This window comes from Pantoea sp. sgz302252, from assembly GCF_042610525.1.
In the GTDB taxonomy this organism is placed as follows: Bacteria; Pseudomonadota; Gammaproteobacteria; order Enterobacterales; family Enterobacteriaceae; genus Erwinia.
This window is the reverse complement of the sequence record NZ_JBHDVM010000002.1, coordinates 503,631-523,300: the sequence shown is the minus strand read 5'-3', so window position 1 is coordinate 523,300 and position 19,670 is coordinate 503,631. Positions and strand designations below refer to the sequence as shown.

Genomic DNA, 19,670 nt, shown 5'->3' with positions numbered 1-19,670 from the left:
GTGGTGGGTGATGACGGGCTCGAACCGCCGACCCCCTCCGTGTAAAGGAGATGCTCTACCAACTGAGCTAATCACCCCCGCTGTGTGGAGTCGCATTATAGGGATCGCGTGAAATGAGTCAACGCTTTTTAAAAGGAAAATGTGCGTTCGTCTTAAAATTAAACAAGATGTTGCGATTTCAGGCAAAAGCGGTAATGCCCTGGCGGATTTTGCGGCAAAGGCAGCGTGAAACAAAGGGTTTGCCGTTGAGGAATCATCTGCTGATGATAGAATGTTGCCCACTTTCTTCTGGATTTATCAGACCTCCCCAATCTGATAGCGTAAAAAGGCAGCTGTTAATGAAAATCAAAACCCGCTTCGCACCCAGCCCAACGGGCTACCTGCACGTTGGCGGCGCTCGTACCGCACTTTATTCCTGGCTGTTTGCCCGCAATCAAGGCGGCGAGTTTGTGCTGCGTATTGAAGATACGGATCTGGAGCGCTCTACCCAGCAGGCTATCGACGCGATCATGGACGGCATGAACTGGCTCAGCCTGGACTGGGATGAAGGCCCTTATTACCAGACAAAGCGCTTCGATCGTTATAACGCGGTTATCGACCAGATGCTGGAAGCGGGCACGGCCTATAAATGCTACTGCTCGAAAGAGCGTCTGGAAGCACTGCGCGAAACGCAGATGGCCAATAATGAAAAGCCTCGCTACGACGGCCGCTGCCGCGACAGCCACGAGCATCATGCAGATGACGAGCCTTGCGTGGTTCGTTTTCGTAATCCGCAGGAAGGCTCGGTGATTTTTGACGATCGGATCCGTGGCCCAATCGAATTCAGCAACCAGGAGCTGGACGATCTGATCATCCGCCGCACCGACGGCTCGCCGACCTACAACTTCTGCGTAGTGATCGATGACTGGGATATGGAAATTACCCATGTGATCCGTGGCGAAGACCATATCAACAATACGCCGCGTCAGATCAACATCCTGAAAGCGATTGGCGCGCAGGTACCGGTTTACGCCCACGTCTCAATGATTCTGGGCGACGATGGTAAAAAGCTCTCCAAGCGTCACGGCGCAGTGGGTGTAATGCAGTATCGCGACGACGGCTATCTGCCGGAAGCGCTGCTCAACTACCTGGTGCGTCTGGGCTGGTCGCATGGCGATCAGGAGATCTTCAGCATCGAAGAGATGAAGCAGCTGTTCGATCTGGATGCGGTCAGCAAATCCGCCAGCGCCTTTAACACGGAAAAGCTGCAGTGGCTGAACCACCACTACATCACTACGCTGGCACCAGAGTATGTGGCGACGCATCTGCAATGGCATATCGAGCAGGAAAAGATCGATACCCGTACCGGTCCTGAGCTGGCGCAGCTGGTTCGTTTACTCGGTGAGCGCTGCAAAACCCTGAAAGAAATGGCTGCTTCCTGCCGCTACTTCTATGAAGATTTTGCAGAATTCGATGCGGATGCAGCGAAAAAGCATCTGCGTCCGGTTGCCCGTCAGCCGCTGGAGCTGGTGCGCGACAAGCTGGCTGCTATCAGCGTATGGAATGCGGAAAACGTCCACCAGGCGATTCAGTCAACGGCGGAAGAGCTGGAAGTGGGCATGGGCAAAGTCGGCATGCCGCTGCGCGTGGCCGTGACCGGAGCAGGGCAGTCGCCTGCGCTGGACGTGACGGTAGAAGCGATTGGGCAGAGCCGCAGCGTGGCGCGTATTGAAAAAGCGCTGGGCTGGATTGCGGCTCGCGAAGCGCAGGCTTAACGGCGCGCTCTACAATAAAAGAACCGGCTGTGGCCGGTTCTTTTTTATCAGCGTTAAAACCTAAAAAGTAAGGATGTTATTTCTCTGCCTGAGAAATATCCAGCCGCAACAACATTCCCTGAATGCCTTCGCGTAACAGTAACGCATAGAGCTTTTCCTGTTCTTCGCTATTCATTTGCTGAATGGACGTCATCAGCAGGGCAGGGAGAGAGTTTTGGGTGACGCGGTAGGTAGCGGTCGGCTCGGCGATATGGCGGGTAGACTTCAGGAAGTTTCTTACATTCTCATCAATATGGATCATTCTGGCCTTACCACCCTGTACACCGGGTTTAGGCACGGTAGTCCACTGCTCTTTCTTGACCCACTTGTTGATAGTCTGACGGCTGAAACCTGTTTCCTGAGCCAGCTCTTCCGGCGTTAACCATTCCTTTTTCATTATGCAATATCCTTTTTGCGTTGATATGTAACGGACATATATTACAGGAATTTATTGTTCGAACAACTAACAGGCAAGACTAAAATGAGCAGATAATTGCTTTCGGGTCGAAATTAGTATCCCTCTGCCCGCAGACAGAGGGAAAGAACGCTTAGCGTGGAGCGACAGCAGAGGTATCCTGCGGACGATAAGCGAGGTAATAGGCCAGGCCAACAAACACCGCGCCGCCAACCGTATTGCCAAGGAACACGGCGACAAAGTTAGGCAGATACTCGGCCCAGCTCAGCTGACCGGCAAAAATAGCGGCCGGTACGATAAACATGTTCGCCACTACGTGCTGGAAACCGATCGCCACAAAGGCCATTACCGGGAACCACATCCCAAAAATCTTGCCGACCATATCTTTACTGGCGAAAGCCATCCAGGTCGCCAGGCAGACCAGCCAGTTACAGCCGATGCCGGAGATAAAGGAGTGCATGAAATCGGCATGAACTTTGGCAGAGGCGATTGCGACGGTCTTCTTCAGATAGTCGCCTTCAGTCATGCCAAGAACGTGACCGAAAAACCAGGCAACGGCGATGCTGCCGATAAAATTGGCGATGGTGACCCAGAACCAGTTACGGACTACGCTAAAACCGCTGACCTGACGCGCAAACCAGGCGATCGGCATGGTCATCATATTACCGGTCAGTAGCTCGCCACCGGCCAGCACGGTCAGGATAATCCCTACCGGAAACACGGCGGCGCCAAGCAGGCCACCGAATGAACCCCAGTCGGCAGGCAGCTGGTTAATAACATGGATATCCAGCAAAAAGCCGGTAGCGATAAAGGCACCGGCGATAAAGCCAAGGATCAGCAGGGTAGGAACGGAAGAACGGCTTTTAGCTACGCCGGCCTGAATAGCGACCGCGGCGATTTCTTTAGGTGAATACAAGGACATAGTGGCTCTGATTCTGGTGTAGTGAAAGAAAGGCTGAACGCAGGCGTTATATAGGCCGTTACTCAGCGCTGACAAGGGCTTGCCCCCCTAAAACGCGAGGAGTTTTGCACGTGAATTTAACAAAAACAAGCATGAATAGATGAACAATTAACGCTCTGTTTACAGGATTAAACCAGCCCGGCTGTGATTGCAGTAATAATGTTGCTGGATTGCGTTCAGGACGTCATATAATCGCCGCTAAAGCCGCGTTTAAGGCAGTTTATGCTGCGTGGGCAACAGGCGCGGGCAGGGAATTCAATCGCTTTGATCGCTTTTTCAGCGATCGATCGCGGATTCGCATTTTGCCGTTGACACCATCAGCCCGGTTTCATATTATGCCCGCCGTCAAGACGACAAAGGTTTTTCGGCTCGGGGGTATAGCTCAGCTGGGAGAGCGCTTGCATGGCATGCAAGAGGTCAGCGGTTCGATCCCGCTTATCTCCACCAACTCAAATCATTTTCTTCTTACATCAATCTCCCTTTTTGCTGCATCTCAATTCAAAATCGCCTGTCTTCTCTGCTATAAAACTCAATACCTGAATCCGTAATCTTTTCCTGTTGCCTTAGCTTGCCGCTGCGCCTGATATATTCTTTAGCAAAGCTCAACGCTTTTCTGTGCTGCGTCTGACAAGCGAATTTAAGCGTGTATACAAATTGTCGCGGGTAAATTCAGTCGGCAGGTTTAGCCCGGAAAAAGCGGAGACATTGGCCTCCGCTGGGATTAGTAGAATGTGGGTTCAGGCTGGCCGCTCGCTATCCTGTAAGCCCGGCGGCAAATGTTAACATCAGTTCAGCCAGCTTTTGCGGCGTCTGTAGCGGCATTAAATGGCCTGCGCCCACAATCACTTCCAGCCGGCTGCCGGGCAGATGAGAAAGCGTTAGTTGCTGCTGATCTTCTGGCGCGGGCACCTGATCGTCATTTGAGCCAGCAATCAGCAGGGCAGGGTAGTTAAGCGTGCCGATCTTCTCAGACCAGTCTTCCCGGCTGCCCGCTTCGGGCCAGGCGCGCCAGGCTTTCAGGTTAGCGCGCTGCGCATCCTGAATAGCAATCTCGCGCAGGGCATCTGGCAGGCGCTCGCTGGCTGCGGTATCCACAAACTGCTCCGCTTCTTCGCGGCTGCCGCTGTAATTTATCTGGCTGGCGCGATCTTCATCGCTCATCGGCTGTGGGCCTGGCGGCGAAGGCGCTACCAAAATTAGCCCTTTTAAGTAGTCCGGCTGGCGGGAAGCCAGCGCTAAAGCTACTTTACCGGTCATGGAATGGCCGACCAGAATGCAGTTTTTCAGGCGCAGATCGCGAATGCTTTGGTCGAACTGCGTCGCCATTGAGGCTACGTCATAGCCTTCCGCTTCGCCTGCGGCGCCAAAGCCAGGCGTATCCAGCGTCACGCAGCGATGCTGCCCGTCCAGCCAGCTGATGGTTGGATACCAGGTATGGCCTGAACCACCCAAATAGTGCAGCAACACGAAAACCGGCGCGTCGTTTTCTTTGCCATGCAGAGAATAAGGCAGCATCAGGACTCCTTGCGTAATTGGTCTTTTACATCGCCAAGGCGGGCTATTGCTTGCTCATCATAGCCGCGCTCACGCAGAGGTTGATTGACTTCTGCTGTCAGATCCGGCACATAGCCTACTAAAATTTCGCCCGGCGCCGCAAAAGTGACCTTGCCCAGCGCTGCGGGTAGCAGCAGCGTTTCCGCTTTTCCCAGCGTCCAGCTTTCGCCAGCCGCCTCTATCTGTAGCGGTTCGCCCAGGTTAGAAATAATGCGCGCGCACTCAAAGCTGTAGCTATACGCAGCGGTAAGCTGCCAGCGCTCCAGCGCAAAATAAGGCCCGGCGCAGCAGAAAAGGCGAGTAACCTGTGCATTTTCCTCCACCGTAAGTCCCTGATGCGGCTGCGTGGTCAGCTCGGGACGTAATTCCGCCAGCAGCGCGTCGATATTCTGCTCACGCTCCTGCGGCGAAATCTCGCTGCCGTCCTCCATGCGCCACGGCATCGCGTGCTGCTGGATATTGGAGGTCTGCTCTATTTCATAAATCAGCGTATCCGGCCCGAAAGAGTGCAGCATACCGCCGGGCACGTAGAAGGTATCGCCGGTTTTAACCGGATAACGCACCATGACCTCATCATAGTTTTCAGCCAGCAGCGCAGAACGCAGTTGTTGCTGGCCAACCCCGGGCTTGATACCCGCCAAACAGGTCGCGCCGGGCGCTGCCCACAAAATATGCCAGGCTTCGCTTTTACCGTTGGGCTGTTGCTCAAGGCGCTGCGCAGCTTCGTCGTCAGCATGCAAATGCACGGGCAGCATGCCCGTCCCGTCAATAAACTTGCTCAGTAACGGAAAATGCGGGCCGCGCCAGCCGGGCGCTACCAGCTCGTCGGGATAGCGTTCAGTGAGTTCATGCAGGCTCATTCCGGCATAGTCGCCGTTTTTTATCGTGGCGCGCATGCCTTCCACATCGCTGACTTCCCAGGTTTCCGCGATGCGTTCATCGGGCAGGCCAGCTTTACCAAGGCGGGTTTTGATCAGCTCGCCGCCGAAAATATGTGTGGCTATCGGCAGCGTCAGCCGTAATGGATAGGCTTTCATTATCGCTCCTTACAGCATGCCCGTTCCCTGACCACGGTCTGCACAAGAGAGCGGGCAAAAAGAGGGGAAAAGCGTGAAGCCGCAGCTCCACGCCTCGGCTATCAGATAATAGCGACGCCGCCGGTCACGGCGATAGTGGCACCAGAGATATAGCTGGCTTCATCGCTGGCCAGCATCACGTAGGCGGGTGCCAGCTCGGCAGGCTGGCCGGCACGCTGCAGCGGCACTTCGCTACCAAAGTTTTTCACCTGCTCAGTTGGCATAGTGGTTGGGATCAGCGGCGTCCAGATTGGGCCAGGTGCCACGACGTTAGAACGAATGCCTTTCTCGGCCAGCAGCGCGGCCAGGCTGCCGGAAAAGTTAACGATCGCCGCTTTGGTCGCGGAATAGGCGATCAGTTTTGGCTTAGGCTGATCGGCATTGATCGAAGCGGTATTCACGATCGAGCCACCAGCAGGCATGTGCGGTACCGCTGCCTTGCAGATATGGAACATCGCGTAGAGATTAGTCTTCATGGTGCGGTCAAACTCATCATCGCTGATCTCATCCAGCGACTCACGGGTCATCTGGAAAGCTGCGTTGTTGACCACCACATTGATTTCGCCAAAAGCTTCTACCGCCTTGCTGACAATCGCGCGGCAGTGTTCCGCTTCGGTCACGTCGCCTGCAACCAGCACGGCCTTACGTCCCGCTTCCTCAACCAGACGCGCAGTTTCTTTCGCATCTTCGTGTTCATCCAGATAGGAAATCAGGACATCAGCGCCTTCACGAGCGTAAGCAATAGCTACGGCGCGGCCGATGCCTGAATCACCGCCGGTAATAATCGCTTTCTTGCCTTTCAGGCGGCCAGAACCCTGATAGCTGGCTTCGCCATGATCGGGAACGGGCTGCATTTCATTAGTGGCTCCCGGCCAGGACTGCTGCTGTTCTGGTAGTGGAGGTTGGGGGCGATTTGTCGTTGACATAGGCTCTCCTCTGCAACCAGCAAAAATGCCGGTAGTTAATGGGTTTAGCTGCTGCCCGAACCGTAGCCAGGGCAGCAACAAAATGAATAGCAAAGCTTTTTTCAGCAGTTTTTAACCGTCAGGCAATAAGCATAGTTAAAAAAAACGAAAGTGCTAAACCGATTCGGCGAGCGGATGAGGAGAGTAAGGCAGGAAAAACGGGCCGCGATAAACGGCCCGGCAGGATCAGGCGTGTAAAGTCAGCACATTAAAACCGTGGGTGCCGTCGCGATCCAGTTGCGCGATCAGGCCATATTCCCACTCAAGGTAGGCCTGCATCGCTGCGGCTGAGTTATCGGTGCCTTCATAAGGACGGCGATAGCGATCGTCCCGACGCTGTAGCAGGCGCGTTTCGCCCTGTTCCACAGGTAATCCCGCCGCGCGCCAGGCCGCATTGCCTCCTTTTAACACCGTTACTGGTTTTCCGGTCAGCGCCGTTAACTCTTCCACGGCGTAGCGGGCCAGCAGGCTGCTGCCGCAGGTTACCACGTAGCGCTCCGCTTTCGGCAGCGCGGCATCGCCCTGCAACGTCAGCAAAGAGCGCTGAAGCCAGGCCGCGCCGGGAATATGGCCTGCGGCGTAGTTGGCGCTGGTAGTAAAATCCAGCACCTGCGTATCGCCAGCTTCCAGCCATGCCGCCAGCTCAGTAGGTTCAACCTCCGGTAATTCCGACAAAGGCGGTACTGCCGGTTTCCAGTCGCCGCGTGCGGTAAAACTTTCTCTGCTCGCATCGTCCACTACCGCGACATCCCAGCCCATTTGCGCCAGCCAGGAAGCGCTCATCTCGGCGCGCGCTTTTTTATCGTCGATCAGCACAATAGTTGCGCCGCGCACGCTGGCATAGTGATCGGTTTCCTGTACCAATTGACCGCCAGGAACGTGACGGGCCTTTGGCAGATGGCCTGCCGCGTACTCTTCGGCATCCCGCACGTCGAACAGATAAACCGTGCGCTGCGTTTGCTGCTGCAATGCTGCCAAATCGGCAAGCTTAATGCGCTTAACGCCCGCGCGATCGGCGACTTCTCTGGCGCTGCGTGCCGCCTGAAGCTGCGCCGTTTCGCTTACCTCACCATAGCGGCGGCTTTGCTGATGCTCCAGCGCCAGCCCGGCCAGCGTCCAGCCGATAGTGCCATTTCTTAACGCATAAACCGGATTGCGTACGCCCGCGTTAACCAGCGACTGCGTGCCGATAATGCTGCGAGTGCGGCCCGCGCAGTTAACAATAATTTTCGTCTCGGGCGACGGTGCCAGATCTTTGGCTCGCAGCACCAGTTCCGCGCCCGGCACGCTGATGCCGCCTGGAATGCTCATGGTTTGATATTCGTCGAAGCGGCGGCTGTCCAGCACCACGACCGGCTCGCCGCTCTGCAACAGGGCATTGACCTCTTCCGCCGCCAGCGAAGGCGTATGGGCGCGGCTTTCAACCAGCTCACCGAAAGCTTTGCTTGGGGAGTTAACATCGATAAAAAGCTCGCCGCCTGCTTCGCGCCAGCCCTGTAAGCCGCCAGCCAGCAGCGCCACGTTGCCGTAGCCCAGCGCAATGAGTCGCCTCGCCGCTACCTGCGCCAGGCCTTCACCGTTATCGTACAGGGTAACAGGCGTCGACAGACGTGGAATACGGTTAAGAATTTCGATTTCCAGCTTCGACAGCGGAATATTTACCGCAAACAGCGGATGCCCGTCCGCGTAGGATGCTTCTTCCCGCACATCTACCAGCGCGATTTCCTGGCGCTGTAACAGGGCATAGCGAATATCGCCAAAGTGACGTAAGGGCAGTGAAGTTTCAGCCATGTGAGAGATCCCAGATATTAGGTAAAAAAGCGTTGTTATAGCCGGAGATAAAAGGTTTTTCGTCGCCGTTGTCGCTATAGACGGCGCGTCTTACCGCGCCGATATTGCCGCCGTAAACGTGAATGCTTATCGACGTGCGATCGGCAAAAGCATTGCTGACCTGATGGATATCGCCAACTTCAGGCGATACAGCTTCCACATCGCCAGGGTTAAGGCGAACCGGTTGGCCCTCAGCGCGTAGCTTACCCTGATTGTCGCGGCTAAAATTTTGCGAAACCTCTGCGCCGCGCAGCATGCCAATTAGCCCCCAGACGCGATGGTCATGCACCGGCGTGGACTGGCCCGGCCCCCAAACGAAGCTGACGACGGAAAAGCGTTGCAGCGCGTCGGCATGCAACAGGTATTGCTGATAACGCTGTGGGTCGGGCTGCGTAAAAGGCTCGGGCAGCCAGTCATCGTGACGAATTAGCTGCTTAAGCAGTTCGCCGCCCTGTTGCAGGATCCTTTGCTCTGAGGGATCTGCCTCAAGCAGCTCTGCCAGCCCGCCGACAAAAGCGCGCAGGCGATGATGTTGCGGTTCACTCATGGGCTGGCTCCTGATTAGCGATGGCTACCGGGCTGGTGGTTTGCGTAGCGGTTTCGGCTACCTGATTAGCCTGACCTGACAGCTGATAATCAAAGGCCTGGCGGACGTCCACGGCTTTCGGCAATACCCGGTAGCGATAGAAAAAGTCGGCAGAGTGCTGCAGCGTATCTGCCAGCGCAGGCGAGAAATTCACCGGGCGAATCTGAGCATCGGCGATCCAGCGCTGGGTAATGCTTTGCGGCATCCCTAAAGATTTGCTTAGCGCGCTGGCAAACTCGGCTGGGTGCCGGGTCGCCCAAACCTGTGCTTTAGCCAGACGGGCCTGCAAATCGGCGATAGCCTGGCGTTTGGCCGGATCTTTCAGTGATTCTTCACGGGCAAGCGCGTAGGAATAGCCAGAAAGAATGCCTTTTCCGCCGCCCTGAGGCACCAGCACCGCTTTATCCACGACCAGCGCCGAAGAAACATAGGGTTCCCAGGTGGCCCAGGCATCTACAGCGTGGCTCGCCAGCGCGGCGCGGCCATCGACCGGCCCGAGAAAGCGCAGCTTGACGTCGTCAGGTTTCAGCCCGGCGCGCTCAAGCAGCCCCAGCACCAGATAGTGTCCCCAGCCGCCGCGGTTAACGGCAATCTGTTTACCTTTTAAATCTTTCAGGCTGTGGATGCCGCTATCGGGTCGTGTCAGTAGCGCAATACTGTCGGGATTGTTTTGCCAGGCGCCTACAGCCTTCACCGGCGCGCCAGCGGCATAAACAAACAGAAAAGGCAGATCGCCGGTAAAACCGACGTCCAGCGCGCCAGCGTTTAACGCTTCCTGTACCGGCGCGCCTGAATCAAAGGAGGTAAGTTTCAAATCGTAAGGCAAATTATTCAGCTCGCCGGACTCGCGCAGAGAGATAAAGCGATCGCCCTTAACGTCGCCCAGCCGGAGTGTCACTTTTTCTGCTGCGGCGGCGGTAGCCACAATCGAGAGCAGGATGGCGGCAACCAGACGCATCAGGCGCTCCTTGCAATACGGCGTGCCGCAACTTTTTCGCGCGTCAGCGGGATCAGCTCTTTGCCATATTCCAGCGCGTCGTTCAGCGGATCGAAACCGCGGATCAGCACGCTCTCAATGCCCAGGTTGTAGTAATCCAGCAGCGCGTCGGAAACCTGATCCGGCGTGCCCACCAGCGAGGTGGAGTTATAGCCGCCGCCAACCAGTTTGGCGATGCCGGTCCAGAGATTTTTATCCAGCCGATCCCCTTCATTCGCGGCGGCGAACAGGCGTTCAGCACCCACGCTCTGCGGTTTCGGCAGGCCGAAATCGTGACCGGAGGCCAGCAGCTTCTGCCGGGCCGTTTCGCGGATATACTCCGCCTTCTCCCAGGCTTCTTTTTCCGTAGCGGCGATAATAGGGCGGAACGAAATATTAAAGCCGATCTGCCGTCCGTGACGGGCAGCGGCAGCGCGAACGGTACGCACGGTTTCAGCTGCGCCAGCCAGCGGTTCGCCCCATAGAGCGAAGGTATCAGCGTGCTTAGCCGCGACGCTAATCGCTTCCGGCGAAGAGCCACCAAAATAGATTGGCAGATGCGGCTGTAATGGCTTAACGGCGGAAAAAGCCTGCTCGGCCTGGTAAATCTCGCCTTGATGATCGAAAGGCTCCGTGGCAGTCAGGCTGTTTCGCAACACCTGCAAAAACTCGTCGGTACGCGCATAGCGTTCGGCTTTATTAAGGAAGTCGCCGTCGCGGCGCTGTTCAGCATCGTTGCCGCCGCTAATAATATGCACCGCAAGGCGGCCATCGGTGAGCTGATCCAGCGTTGCCAGCTTGCGCGCGGCGAGCGTAGGGGCAACAAAACCAGGACGATGCGCCAGCAGAAATTTAATTTTAGAGGTGTTTGCCGCCGCATGGGCCGCTACCAGGAAACCATCGGGCTGATCTGACCAGTAGCCGACCAGCACGCGATCGAAACCTGCCTCTTCGTGGGCGCGGGCGAAGTCAGCAATATACTGCTTGTTAAAAAGGGGGCCGCTGGGCGCGATGATTTCCGAGGCCAGGCGATGGCCGATCATGCCGAGAAACTGAATGCTCATGCTGAATTCTCCGAAGTAGGGGCTGCCGAACGAGGGCGCAGAAGAAAACCCTACTTTCAGAGATGTAAGCTGTGAAATTCCTATATCCACTGAGGAAAGCAGAAAAACAGCTAAGGCCGGTTATGTTTTTTTTGCATAAATAACGCTCAGGATTGGTATTTAGCCAGGTGAAAAAGCGATGTTAGTCTCAGTTTTTTGCCAAACGGAATCCTGTGCATGCTGCGTCTCTCTGTTTTAGCCCTGCTGACCACGCTTTTCACTTCTTCTGCGATAGCCGCCGATACGCTCTCCATAGGCGATCAGCGCGGCAACGCCAAAGCCATTCTGGAAGCGGCTGGCGAACTGAATAACCTTCCTTATACGCTGGAATGGCACGAATTCGCCAACGCGGCGCCGCTGCTGGAAGCGATGCGCGGCGGCTCGATCGACGCCGGTTCGGTGGGCGATGCGCCGCTAACCTTTGCGGTAGCGGCCGGGCTGGATGCCAAAGCGATCCTGGCGACGAAATACGCCGGTAACGCCATTATTGTTAAAAAAGGCAGCGCACTGCACAGCGTTGGCGATCTGGCAGGCAAACGTCTTGCTACGGTAAAAGGCTCTTCCGGGCATAACCTGGCGCTTCAGGCGCTGGCGAAAGCGGGCGTCGACCCGGAACAGGTTAGTTTCGTCTTTACGACGCCAGCCGAGGCGACCCTGGTGCTGGATCAGGGCGGCGTGGACGCGGTTTCCACCTGGGAGCCTTATGTCTCTTTTGCTACCCACCAGTCCGGGGCGCAAATCATTGCGGATGGCGAGAACTATCCGGCGCTGAACTATCTCGTCGCCAGCAATAGCGCTATCGCAAATAAAAGCAGCGAGCTGCACGATTTTAGCCAGCGGCTTATCCGCGCTCGCGCCTGGGGAGAGCAGCATCCGCAAGCTTATGCCGCCGTAATCAGCAAACTGCTGCGCATTCCGCAGGAAGTAGCGCTGGCGAAAGTGCAGCGAGAGGTTAATACCGTGGTCGATAATCAGCAGCAGGTGCTGGCCGTGCAACAGGCTACTGCGGATCTTTATGTCAAAAATGGCCTGATCCCCGCTTCCCTTAAAGCGGACACGTTTATCGATCTCAGCCTCTCGCAGGAGAAATAGTATGCATCTGGCGCTTTATCTCAGCGACACTGGGCTACACGCGGGTGGCTGGCGGCATCCCGATGCGCAGAATCACGATCCCATGGCGCTCGACACCTGGCTCAGGCTGGTGAAAAAAGCGGAAGAGGCTAAGTTCGATTTTGCTTTTGTCGCCGATAAACTCTCTATTGACGATATCTATGGCGACAGTATTACCACCACGGTGCAGTATCGGCCTGGCTATGCGCGCCCGGAACCTATGGCGCTGCTAACGGCGCTAAGCTTGTTTACCAGCCAGATTGGGCTGGGCGGCACGCTTTCCACAACCTACGGCGAACCTTTTCATGCCGCGCGAACCATCGCCACGCTGGATCATTTTAGCGCGGGAAGAGCGGCCTGGAACGCCGTGACCTCCACCAATGATGGCGAGGCCAGAAACTTTAGCCGTCAGCAGCATATGGCGCATAAAGAACGCTATCAGCGAGCCGCCGAGTTTATCGATGCGGTTCACCAGCTTCTCGCCAGCTGGCAGCCGGATGCGCGGGTAGCTGATAAAGAGAGCGGCATCTATGCGCTGGCTGAAAAAGTGCGCTACACCCGTTTCAATGGCGAACATTTTCAAATAGACGGGCCGCTTACGGTTGCCGCGCCACCGCAGGGCAGGCCGGTGCAGATTTTGGCTGGCGTCTCGCAAGATTTTCAGGACGTGGCGACTCGCGTCGCGGAAGTGATATTTACTGTCCAGCCGGAACGGCAGCGGGCGCAGCAATTTTATCAGCAGTTTAAAACCGCTATGGTCGCGCAGGGACGTAGGCCGCAGGCGTGTAAAATCCTCCCCGGCATTATGCCCATCGTCGGCGCAACGCTGCGCGAAGCGGAAGAAAAGCGCCGCCAGCTTGACGAGCTGGTTAACCCGCTGGCCGGGCTTAGCTTTATGTCAGCCAGTATGAATTACGATCTTTCGCAGCACGATCCCGATGCGCTTTTCCCGGACATCTTTGACGCTATCAGCGGTAGCAAAGGGCGTTTCGCTTACGTTATTAGCGAAGCGCGCAAACAGGGTAAAACCCTGGCGGAAGTGGCGAAACGCTATGCGGCCAGCGCCTCTTTTCCGGTGCTGGCAGGCACGCCGGAAAGCATTGCCAGCGAAATGATTGCCTGGGTGGAAAGCAAAGCCTGCGACGGTTTTGTGCTGATGCCGGCCGATATGCCCGCCTCGCTGAACGATTTTGCGGATTTAGTGGTGCCGGAGTTACAGCAGCGGGGCGCGTTCAGAAGTGAATACCGGGGCAGCACGCTGCGCGATCATCTGGCGCTGCCGCTGGCATAAAAGCTGTGGTGTTACGCCCGCCGAAAGCGGGCGCATAAAATTAAAAGGTTTCCTGGATAAAAGGCTTACGGGTGATTTTTCCGGCCTGCTCAGCTTCTTTCCTGGCCTGCAGAAATTGCTTAAGCATGGCGTTTTTTTGCGCGCGGATAGCGTCGTAATCAATTTTAGTGTCGGGGGTTGCCGTCTTCCGTTTGTAGCACATAAATTGCTCCTTTTTTGTCTACCCTGAGGTTATGTAGGCCAGCCTGCTGTCTGACCAGCCGATCGTATATCCTGATTAGTTGAGGAGTATACGCCTGGAAGGTTAAGATTTGTATATTTTCTCGCCTGGCAATCTGCAAGATAACGTCGATTAAAGAGTTGTAGAGAAATAACGTTTCATGCAGCGTAAGAATGATGGCCGTCGGCGGTCTGTCGAACATATCGCAATCGGGATGGTGCTCTGCTTCGATGTTATAGAAACTGATCACGCACAGATTACAGCAGCTCAAATCAGCTTTTGTCAGTTCTTTAAGAAGCGGCATATCGCCAGGCGCTTTCATACAAAAGACCAGCCGGAAAGTGAGCTGACGCTGAAAGTCGGCAGAAAAAGTGAATCTGATATCCATCGTTCTGTAGACGTCAAAGCCCTGTAGCTCGCTGTGTAAAATTTCGTAGTGGCAGTCCGTCATAGCTAATCCTCATCCTGAGACCTGATTGGCTGCTTTATAGCACTACTGTTTATGCGGGTTAAAGGCGTTGAGGTCGTTTCCAGCGTATAAAATCCGTTCACGCGAGACGCAGCACAAAAAAGGGGCGAATCACCGATTCGCCCCTGATACGTTCTTTCGTCTCTTAGCCCAGCACTAAACCAGCAACGGAAGCGGAGAGCACGCTGACCAGCGTTGAGCCGTACAGCAGCTTAAGGCCAAAGCGCGACACCACATTGCCCTGTTCTTCATTCAGGCCTTTAATAGCGCCTGCCACGATGCCGATAGAAGAGAAGTTAGCAAAAGAAACCAGGAACACGGAGAGAATGCCTTCGCCGCGCGGCGACAGCGTACCGGCAATTTTTTGCAGGTCTATCATCGCCACGAACTCATTGGAAACCAGTTTGGTGGCCATGATGCTGCCAGCCTGCAGCGCTTCGCCGGATGGAACGCCCATCACCCAGGCGAATGGATAGAAAACATAGCCCAGCACGCTCTGGAAACTGATACCGAAAAGCGTATTAAACAGCGCATTAACGGCGGAGATCAGCGCGATAAAACCGATCAGCATCGCGGCGACGATTACCGCCACTTTAAAACCGGCCAGAATATATTCGCCCAGCATTTCGAAAAAGCTCTGATCCTGATGCAGATTGCTCAGCTTGAGATCTTCTTCGCTTTCAATGCGGTAGGGGTTAATCAGCGACAGCACGATAAAGGTGCTGAACATATTCAAAATCAGCGCAGCCACCACATATTTTGGCTGCAGCATAGTCATATAGGCGCCGACGATAGACATGGAAACGGTAGACATGGCGGTTGCGGCCATGGTGTACATACGGCGCTGCGACATCTTGCCCAGGATATCCTTATAGGCGATAAAGTTTTCTGACTGTCCCAAAATCAGCGAGCTTACCGCGTTAAAAGATTCCAGTTTACCCATGCCGTTTACTTTGGAGAGCACGGTGCCGATCGCCCGGATAACCACGGGCAGAATACGGAAGTGCTGCAAAATGCCGATTAGCGCGGAAATAAACACGATAGGGCAGAGGACGTTAAGCCAGAAGAACGCCAGGCCTTTGTCGTTCATCCCGCCGAAGACGAAGCTGGTGCCCTGGGCGGCGAAGCCCAACAGTTTGTCGAAGAAACCGGCGAAGCCTTTGACAAAGCCTAAGCCGATTTCAGAGTTCAGGAAGAACCAGGCCAGTAAAACTTCAATGACCAGAAGCTGAACAACAAAACGGACGCGGATATTTTTTCGATCGCTGCTGACCAGTAAGGCCAGCAGCGTCACCACTACCAGCGCCAAAGCAAAATGCAGAATGCGGGACATGAATGCTCCAAATTTGAAGGCTGTTATATTTCGCTGCACATTCTATGTAACAAGTTGCAGAAAAACGAGACTAAAGCCTCAATATAATAAATTCGTATCGACTTAAATCGACAATTCCTGCTCGTTAACTTTCCGGTACTGTTTAAAAAACCACCCAATAACTTGTGGGGGAATAGTTTTTAACCTACAGTAGACATGTTGGTTACAAAGCGGTCACGAAAAACTCTTTTCCAAAGTATAGCAAAGGCTATACTTTTTAGCGTAGGCTATCACAGCGATAAGTTTAACCAGTGCAAATGATGTTGATAATCATTATCATTTGAATGACAATACGCTTCTCGGGTGTATTAAGGGGTATAAGCATGTTTGAAGGCCGCACCGCGGAGCAAAGCGTCCGGAGTTCCCGCAAAATCAAATTTGCGCTGATGGGGCCAGCCTTTATTGCGGCGATCGGCTATATCGATCCCGGCAACTTTGCTACCAACATTCAGGCCGGTGCTTCCTACGGCTACAGGCTGCTGTGGGTAGTAGTCTGGGCAAACATTATGGCGATGGTCATCCAGCTGATGTCCGCCAAGCTCGGCATTGCCACTGGTAAAAATCTGGCGGAGCATATCCGCGATCGTTTTCCCCGGCCTGCCGTCTGGTTTTACTGGATTCAGGCAGAAATCATCGCGATGGCGACCGATCTGGCGGAATTTATCGGCGCGGCCATCGGTTTTAAACTGATTTTCGGCGTTAGCCTGCTACAGGGCGCAGTACTGACGGGCGTGGTGACTTTCCTGATCCTGATGCTGCAAAGCCGGGGACAAAAGCCGCTGGAGAGGGTGATCGGCGGTTTGCTGCTGTTCGTTGCGGCGGCCTATGTAATCGAACTCTTTTTCTCGCAGCCGAAAGTTGTAGATTTGCTGCAGGGCGTAGCCGTGCCGACGCTGCCAACTGCTGATGCAGTACTGCTGGCGGCGGGCGTACTGGGCGCGACTATTATGCCCCACGTTATTTATCTGCATTCATCCTTAACGCAGAATCCCAACGGCGACAGCCGCGAGGAGCGCTACTCTTCCACCAAACTGGATGTGGCGGTAGCGATGACCATCGCAGGCTTCGTCAACCTGGCGATGATGGCGACGGCGGCGGCGGCCTTCCATTTCAGCGGCCATACCGGCGTAGCCGATTTGGATCAGGCTTATCTGACGCTCGACCCGCTGTTGGGTCGCGCGGCGGCGCTGGTCTTTGGCCTGAGCCTGCTGGCCGCCGGGCTCTCTTCCACCGTCGTGGGCACTATGGCGGGCCAGGTAGTGATGCAGGGCTTTATCCATGTCCGTATCCCGCTGCTGATTCGCCGCGTGGTAACGATGCTGCCTTCATTTATTGTTATTCTGGCGGGCTGGGAGCCAACGCGTATTCTGGTTATGAGCCAGGTATTACTTAGCTTTGGTATTGCGCTGGCGCTGATCCCGCTGCTCTCTTTTACCGGCAACCGCGAACTGATGGGCGATTTGGTTAATTCCCGCCTGATGCAGGCGGTAGGCAAGGTAATAGTCGTTATTGTCATCGCGCTGAACTTTTATCTGCTGTTCTCTATGGCAACCGGTATTTAGCGCGACGAAAGCCTGAACGCTTATATTCCTCCCTTTTTGCATTCACGAACCCTACATTTATGTGGGGTTTTTTTATGTTTTCTGCCGGGTAAACCGCAGCCTGACTCCGACTGAATAGAGTGAGGTTATTCTGTTTTTTCCTTGGGCTGGCTGACAGGGTTGTGCAATTAATTATTAATAATCAATAAGTTATTTTAAAAACGTGCGGCGACACAACCGGATAAATTTGGTTTAAGTCCTTTTTGGGATAATGCCAATTTATAGGGCATAACTTTACTCATATTATGGTTTCTTTACGCATTTTTGATGCTTCCTCTTGCCAGGAGTTTTTATGAACATCAAGTATCGTCCGGATATTGACGGCCTGCGCGCGTTAGCTATCGTGCCTGTTTTGCTGTTCCATGCCGGTTTCAGCACCTTTTCCGGCGGTTACGTCGGCGTTGACGTTTTCTTTGTGATCAGCGGATTTTTAATTACTTCGATCCTGTTGAAGGATATTAAAAATAACAGCTACAGCATTATCGACTTTTATGAGCGGCGTATTCGCCGTATCTTCCCCGCGCTTTTCTCCGTCATCCTGTTTGTTTTGCTGGTGGCGCCTTTTGCGCTGCTGCCTGATGACTACAACTTTTTGCCGAAAGAGGTTGCCGGCGCGCTACTGTTTGTCTCGAACATCGTTAGCTGGCGCAAATCGGGCTATTTCTCCAGCGATGCAGAAGAGCGGCCGTTGCTGCATACCTGGTCGCTGGGCGTTGAAGAACAATTTTATATCTTTGCGCCGATTATCCTGTTTTTTATTCTGGTAAAGCTAAAGCGCAAACCCGATCTGTTTCTGCTCGCTATCTTTGCTCTCTCTTTCCTGCTAAGCATTTTCCTCACCCATCCAAAACCTTCTGCCGCTTTTTATCTGCTGCCTTCGCGCACCTGGGAGCTGATGGCCGGTTCTCTGCTGGCGCTGAACCGCGTGCCGAAACCGCGCAGCGCCGCGCTGAATGAACTGATTGCGCTGGCGGGCTTTGCGGCTATTGTCGGCAGCGTATTCTGCTTTGATGCCCATACGGCATTCCCTGGCTACGCCGCAGCGCTACCGGTGTTTGGCAGCGTGTGCATTATCTACGCCGCGCAGCAAACGCTGGTCGGCAAGCTGCTGTCGCTGAAGCCGGTGGTGTTTATCGGGCTGATTTCCTATTCGCTTTACCTCTGGCACTGGCCGCTGATCGTCTTTTTCCGCAACTGGAACCTGCTGATAAATGAAGGCGGTCGCTGGCTGGTGGTGGCAGTATCATTACTGATTGCCACGCTCTCCTGGCGCTTTATCGAACGTCCATTCCGTAACCGCAGCGCCTTCCCGGCGGCACGCCTTTATAAAACCAGCGCAGTCGGCCTGGCTATCCTGGTAGCGGTCAGCGCGGCGACCTGGAGCCAGGGCGGCTGGCCAACGCGCTTTACCCCGCAGACGCAGGCTTTTATTGCAGCGCACCAGGATTTCAGCCCGGCGCGGGGCCGCTGCCACTTTAACGGCGGCGTGCCGGATACCTCCAGCTACTGCCACTTTGGCGAAGCTAAACCTACGGTAGCCGTCTGGGGCGATAGCCACGGCGTGGAACTTTCCCGCGCGCTGGGCAACCAGAATATCTCGCTGTATGAAATTACCTACTCAGCCTGTCCGCCTGCGCTCGATTTCCAGCTGGAAGTACGCCCGGACTGTATTGCGCATAACCAGCGCGCTATCAATTTCCTGGAAGCAGATAAAGCCATCAAGGTGGTGGTGCTGGCCGCTCGTTATGAGGCCTACCCAACGACCTTTTACCGCAATATGAATAAAACTGCGGAACAGCTGATAGCGCACGGTAAGAAAGTGATTATTGTCGGGCCAGTTCCTTCGCCAGGCGTGGATGTGCCCACCACGCTGGCGCGCGGTCGCGATCCGTATTTCACGTTTAATAATCCGGCTATCGAAAATATTCAAAAATACATCGATGCAGACGTAGTGCGCTTTATGCCTTCGTCCGTGCTTTGTCCGCAGAATAAATGCAGCATGCTGGTCAATGGTAAGCCGCTGTTGTTCGACAACAACCATCTGAGTATGGCGTCCGCTAACTATGTGGCAGGCTACCTGTCACGTACCGTTAACGCACAACAAAACAGCGATGGCCGATCGCAAAAGCTGGCAAATCTGTAATAAAAAAAGCGGAAGAGGTAGCTCTTCCGCTTTGACTGCTGACAAACTTAAAGCGATGGAGGGCCTGTGGAGCACTACGGGCCATGGACGGTCCGTACTGAGCTGCTATGGACGGCGCTTTTTGCGTCTTTGCGGAAGACACAGGCCCTCCTGAGCAGGCACCCGCTATTTTGTCATCAACCTCAAGCGGAAGAGATAGCTCTTC

17 protein-coding genes and 2 tRNA genes are annotated in these 19,670 nt (G+C 54.7%); 7 read left to right on the top strand and 12 right to left on the bottom strand.

Annotation, left to right across the window (positions count from 1 at the left end):
- Position 1: 1 nt before the first annotated feature.
- Positions 2-77 (bottom strand) — tRNA-Val (locus ACETPC_RS06265).
- Between the two features lie 261 nt (positions 78-338).
- On the opposite strand from ACETPC_RS06265, the gene gltX reads away from it, so the two are divergent.
- Complete coding sequence (gltX, locus tag ACETPC_RS06260; protein ID WP_380179646.1) at positions 339-1,754, top strand: glutamate--tRNA ligase; 1,416 nt, start codon at positions 339-341, stop codon at positions 1,752-1,754.
- Positions 1,755-1,830: 76 nt separating this feature from the next.
- Here gltX and ACETPC_RS06255 read toward each other — a convergent pair whose 3' ends face one another.
- Together ACETPC_RS06255 and ACETPC_RS06250 are read right to left on the bottom strand one after the other, a co-directional pair.
- Positions 1,831-2,190, bottom strand: coding sequence for a YfeC-like transcriptional regulator (locus ACETPC_RS06255; RefSeq protein WP_380179645.1), 360 nt, complete (start codon positions 2,188-2,190; stop codon positions 1,831-1,833).
- Positions 2,191-2,341: 151 nt separating this feature from the next.
- Positions 2,342-3,130, bottom strand: a complete 789-nt coding sequence (locus ACETPC_RS06250; protein WP_380179643.1) for a formate/nitrite transporter family protein — start codon at positions 3,128-3,130, stop codon at positions 2,342-2,344.
- A gap of 410 nt (positions 3,131-3,540) precedes the next feature.
- On the opposite strand from ACETPC_RS06250, the gene ACETPC_RS06245 reads away from it, so the two are divergent.
- Positions 3,541-3,616: transfer RNA gene (locus tag ACETPC_RS06245), tRNA-Ala, on the top strand.
- Positions 3,617-3,922: 306 nt separating this feature from the next.
- Here the strand turns inward: ACETPC_RS06245 and ACETPC_RS06240 are convergent.
- From ACETPC_RS06240 to ACETPC_RS06210, 7 genes are all read right to left on the bottom strand, one after another.
- Positions 3,923-4,684 carry an alpha/beta fold hydrolase gene (locus ACETPC_RS06240; RefSeq protein WP_380179641.1) on the bottom strand — a complete coding sequence of 254 codons (762 nt, stop codon included), beginning with the start codon at positions 4,682-4,684 and terminating at the stop codon, positions 3,923-3,925.
- On the bottom strand, positions 4,684-5,760 hold the full coding sequence (locus ACETPC_RS06235) for a class I mannose-6-phosphate isomerase (protein ID WP_380179639.1): 1,077 nt from the start codon (positions 5,758-5,760) through the stop codon (positions 4,684-4,686). Before ACETPC_RS06235 ends, ACETPC_RS06240 begins: the two co-directional genes overlap by 1 nt.
- Before the next feature lie 101 nt (positions 5,761-5,861).
- Complete coding sequence (locus tag ACETPC_RS06230) at positions 5,862-6,725, bottom strand: glucose 1-dehydrogenase (protein WP_380179637.1); 864 nt, start codon at positions 6,723-6,725, stop codon at positions 5,862-5,864.
- A gap of 225 nt (positions 6,726-6,950) precedes the next feature.
- Positions 6,951-8,555 (bottom strand): rhodanese homology domain-containing protein, encoded by a 1,605-nt coding sequence (locus ACETPC_RS06225; protein WP_380179636.1) that lies wholly within the window; start codon positions 8,553-8,555, stop codon positions 6,951-6,953.
- A complete protein-coding gene (locus ACETPC_RS06220; protein ID WP_380179634.1) occupies positions 8,548-9,141 on the bottom strand; it encodes a cysteine dioxygenase in 594 nt (197 codons plus the stop codon). The genes ACETPC_RS06225 and ACETPC_RS06220 overlap by 8 nt, the downstream gene beginning before the upstream one ends.
- Positions 9,134-10,138 (bottom strand): ABC transporter substrate-binding protein, encoded by a 1,005-nt coding sequence (locus ACETPC_RS06215; RefSeq protein ID WP_380179633.1) that lies wholly within the window; start codon positions 10,136-10,138, stop codon positions 9,134-9,136. Before ACETPC_RS06215 ends, ACETPC_RS06220 begins: the two co-directional genes overlap by 8 nt.
- Positions 10,138-11,220 carry an LLM class flavin-dependent oxidoreductase gene (locus tag ACETPC_RS06210; RefSeq protein ID WP_380179631.1) on the bottom strand — a complete coding sequence of 361 codons (1,083 nt, stop codon included), beginning with the start codon at positions 11,218-11,220 and terminating at the stop codon, positions 10,138-10,140. The genes ACETPC_RS06215 and ACETPC_RS06210 overlap by 1 nt, the downstream gene beginning before the upstream one ends.
- A 216-nt stretch (positions 11,221-11,436) precedes the next feature.
- Here ACETPC_RS06210 and ACETPC_RS06205 point away from each other — a divergent pair, with 216 nt between their 5' ends.
- Positions 11,437-12,351: an aliphatic sulfonate ABC transporter substrate-binding protein gene (locus tag ACETPC_RS06205; protein WP_380179629.1), complete on the top strand. Its 915-nt coding sequence runs from the start codon at positions 11,437-11,439 to the stop codon at positions 12,349-12,351.
- Position 12,352: 1 nt separating this feature from the next.
- Positions 12,353-13,660, top strand: coding sequence for an NtaA/DmoA family FMN-dependent monooxygenase (locus ACETPC_RS06200; protein WP_380179627.1), 1,308 nt, complete (start codon positions 12,353-12,355; stop codon positions 13,658-13,660).
- 40 nt (positions 13,661-13,700) lie between these two features.
- On the opposite strand, the gene ACETPC_RS06195 is transcribed toward ACETPC_RS06200, so the two are convergent.
- Complete coding sequence (locus ACETPC_RS06195) at positions 13,701-13,862, bottom strand: hypothetical protein (protein WP_380179625.1); 162 nt, start codon at positions 13,860-13,862, stop codon at positions 13,701-13,703.
- Between the two features lie 178 nt (positions 13,863-14,040).
- Here ACETPC_RS06195 and ACETPC_RS06190 point away from each other — a divergent pair, with 178 nt between their 5' ends.
- Positions 14,041-14,295: a hypothetical protein gene (locus tag ACETPC_RS06190; protein WP_380179623.1), complete on the top strand. Its 255-nt coding sequence runs from the start codon at positions 14,041-14,043 to the stop codon at positions 14,293-14,295.
- A gap of 199 nt (positions 14,296-14,494) precedes the next feature.
- On the opposite strand, the gene ACETPC_RS06185 is transcribed toward ACETPC_RS06190, so the two are convergent.
- Positions 14,495-15,682 (bottom strand): NupC/NupG family nucleoside CNT transporter, encoded by a 1,188-nt coding sequence (locus ACETPC_RS06185; RefSeq protein ID WP_380179621.1) that lies wholly within the window; start codon positions 15,680-15,682, stop codon positions 14,495-14,497.
- Between the two features lie 362 nt (positions 15,683-16,044).
- Between ACETPC_RS06185 and ACETPC_RS06180 the strand changes: the two genes are divergently transcribed.
- Positions 16,045-17,283 carry an Nramp family divalent metal transporter gene (locus tag ACETPC_RS06180; protein ID WP_380179619.1) on the top strand — a complete coding sequence of 413 codons (1,239 nt, stop codon included), beginning with the start codon at positions 16,045-16,047 and terminating at the stop codon, positions 17,281-17,283.
- 331 nt (positions 17,284-17,614) lie between these two features.
- Positions 17,615-19,465: an acyltransferase family protein gene (locus ACETPC_RS06175; protein WP_380179617.1), complete on the top strand. Its 1,851-nt coding sequence runs from the start codon at positions 17,615-17,617 to the stop codon at positions 19,463-19,465.
- The last annotated feature ends 205 nt before the right edge of the window (positions 19,466-19,670 follow it).

Bases quoted from the DNA above. Each gene is read 5' to 3' on its own strand.
- ACETPC_RS06220 (WP_380179634.1), bottom strand. From the start codon at position 9,141: ATGAGTGAACCGCAACATCATCGCCTGCGCGCTTTTGTCGGCGGGCTG.
- gltX (WP_380179646.1), top strand. From the start codon at position 339: ATGAAAATCAAAACCCGCTTCGCACCCAGCCCAACGGGCTACCTGCAC.
- ACETPC_RS06175 (WP_380179617.1), top strand. From the start codon at position 17,615: ATGAACATCAAGTATCGTCCGGATATTGACGGCCTGCGCGCGTTAGCT.
- ACETPC_RS06255 (WP_380179645.1), bottom strand. From the start codon at position 2,190: ATGAAAAAGGAATGGTTAACGCCGGAAGAGCTGGCTCAGGAAACAGGT.
- ACETPC_RS06240 (WP_380179641.1), bottom strand. From the start codon at position 4,684: ATGCTGCCTTATTCTCTGCATGGCAAAGAAAACGACGCGCCGGTTTTC.
- ACETPC_RS06235 (WP_380179639.1), bottom strand. From the start codon at position 5,760: ATGAAAGCCTATCCATTACGGCTGACGCTGCCGATAGCCACACATATT.
- ACETPC_RS06225 (WP_380179636.1), bottom strand. From the start codon at position 8,555: ATGGCTGAAACTTCACTGCCCTTACGTCACTTTGGCGATATTCGCTAT.
- ACETPC_RS06180 (WP_380179619.1), top strand. From the start codon at position 16,045: ATGTTTGAAGGCCGCACCGCGGAGCAAAGCGTCCGGAGTTCCCGCAAA.
- ACETPC_RS06200 (WP_380179627.1), top strand. From the start codon at position 12,353: ATGCATCTGGCGCTTTATCTCAGCGACACTGGGCTACACGCGGGTGGC.
- ACETPC_RS06185 (WP_380179621.1), bottom strand. From the start codon at position 15,682: ATGTCCCGCATTCTGCATTTTGCTTTGGCGCTGGTAGTGGTGACGCTG.
- ACETPC_RS06250 (WP_380179643.1), bottom strand. From the start codon at position 3,130: ATGTCCTTGTATTCACCTAAAGAAATCGCCGCGGTCGCTATTCAGGCC.
- ACETPC_RS06230 (WP_380179637.1), bottom strand. From the start codon at position 6,725: ATGTCAACGACAAATCGCCCCCAACCTCCACTACCAGAACAGCAGCAG.
- ACETPC_RS06210 (WP_380179631.1), bottom strand. From the start codon at position 11,220: ATGAGCATTCAGTTTCTCGGCATGATCGGCCATCGCCTGGCCTCGGAA.
- ACETPC_RS06215 (WP_380179633.1), bottom strand. From the start codon at position 10,138: ATGCGTCTGGTTGCCGCCATCCTGCTCTCGATTGTGGCTACCGCCGCC.
- ACETPC_RS06195 (WP_380179625.1), bottom strand. From the start codon at position 13,862: ATGTGCTACAAACGGAAGACGGCAACCCCCGACACTAAAATTGATTAC.
- ACETPC_RS06190 (WP_380179623.1), top strand. From the start codon at position 14,041: ATGCAGCGTAAGAATGATGGCCGTCGGCGGTCTGTCGAACATATCGCA.
- ACETPC_RS06205 (WP_380179629.1), top strand. From the start codon at position 11,437: ATGCTGCGTCTCTCTGTTTTAGCCCTGCTGACCACGCTTTTCACTTCT.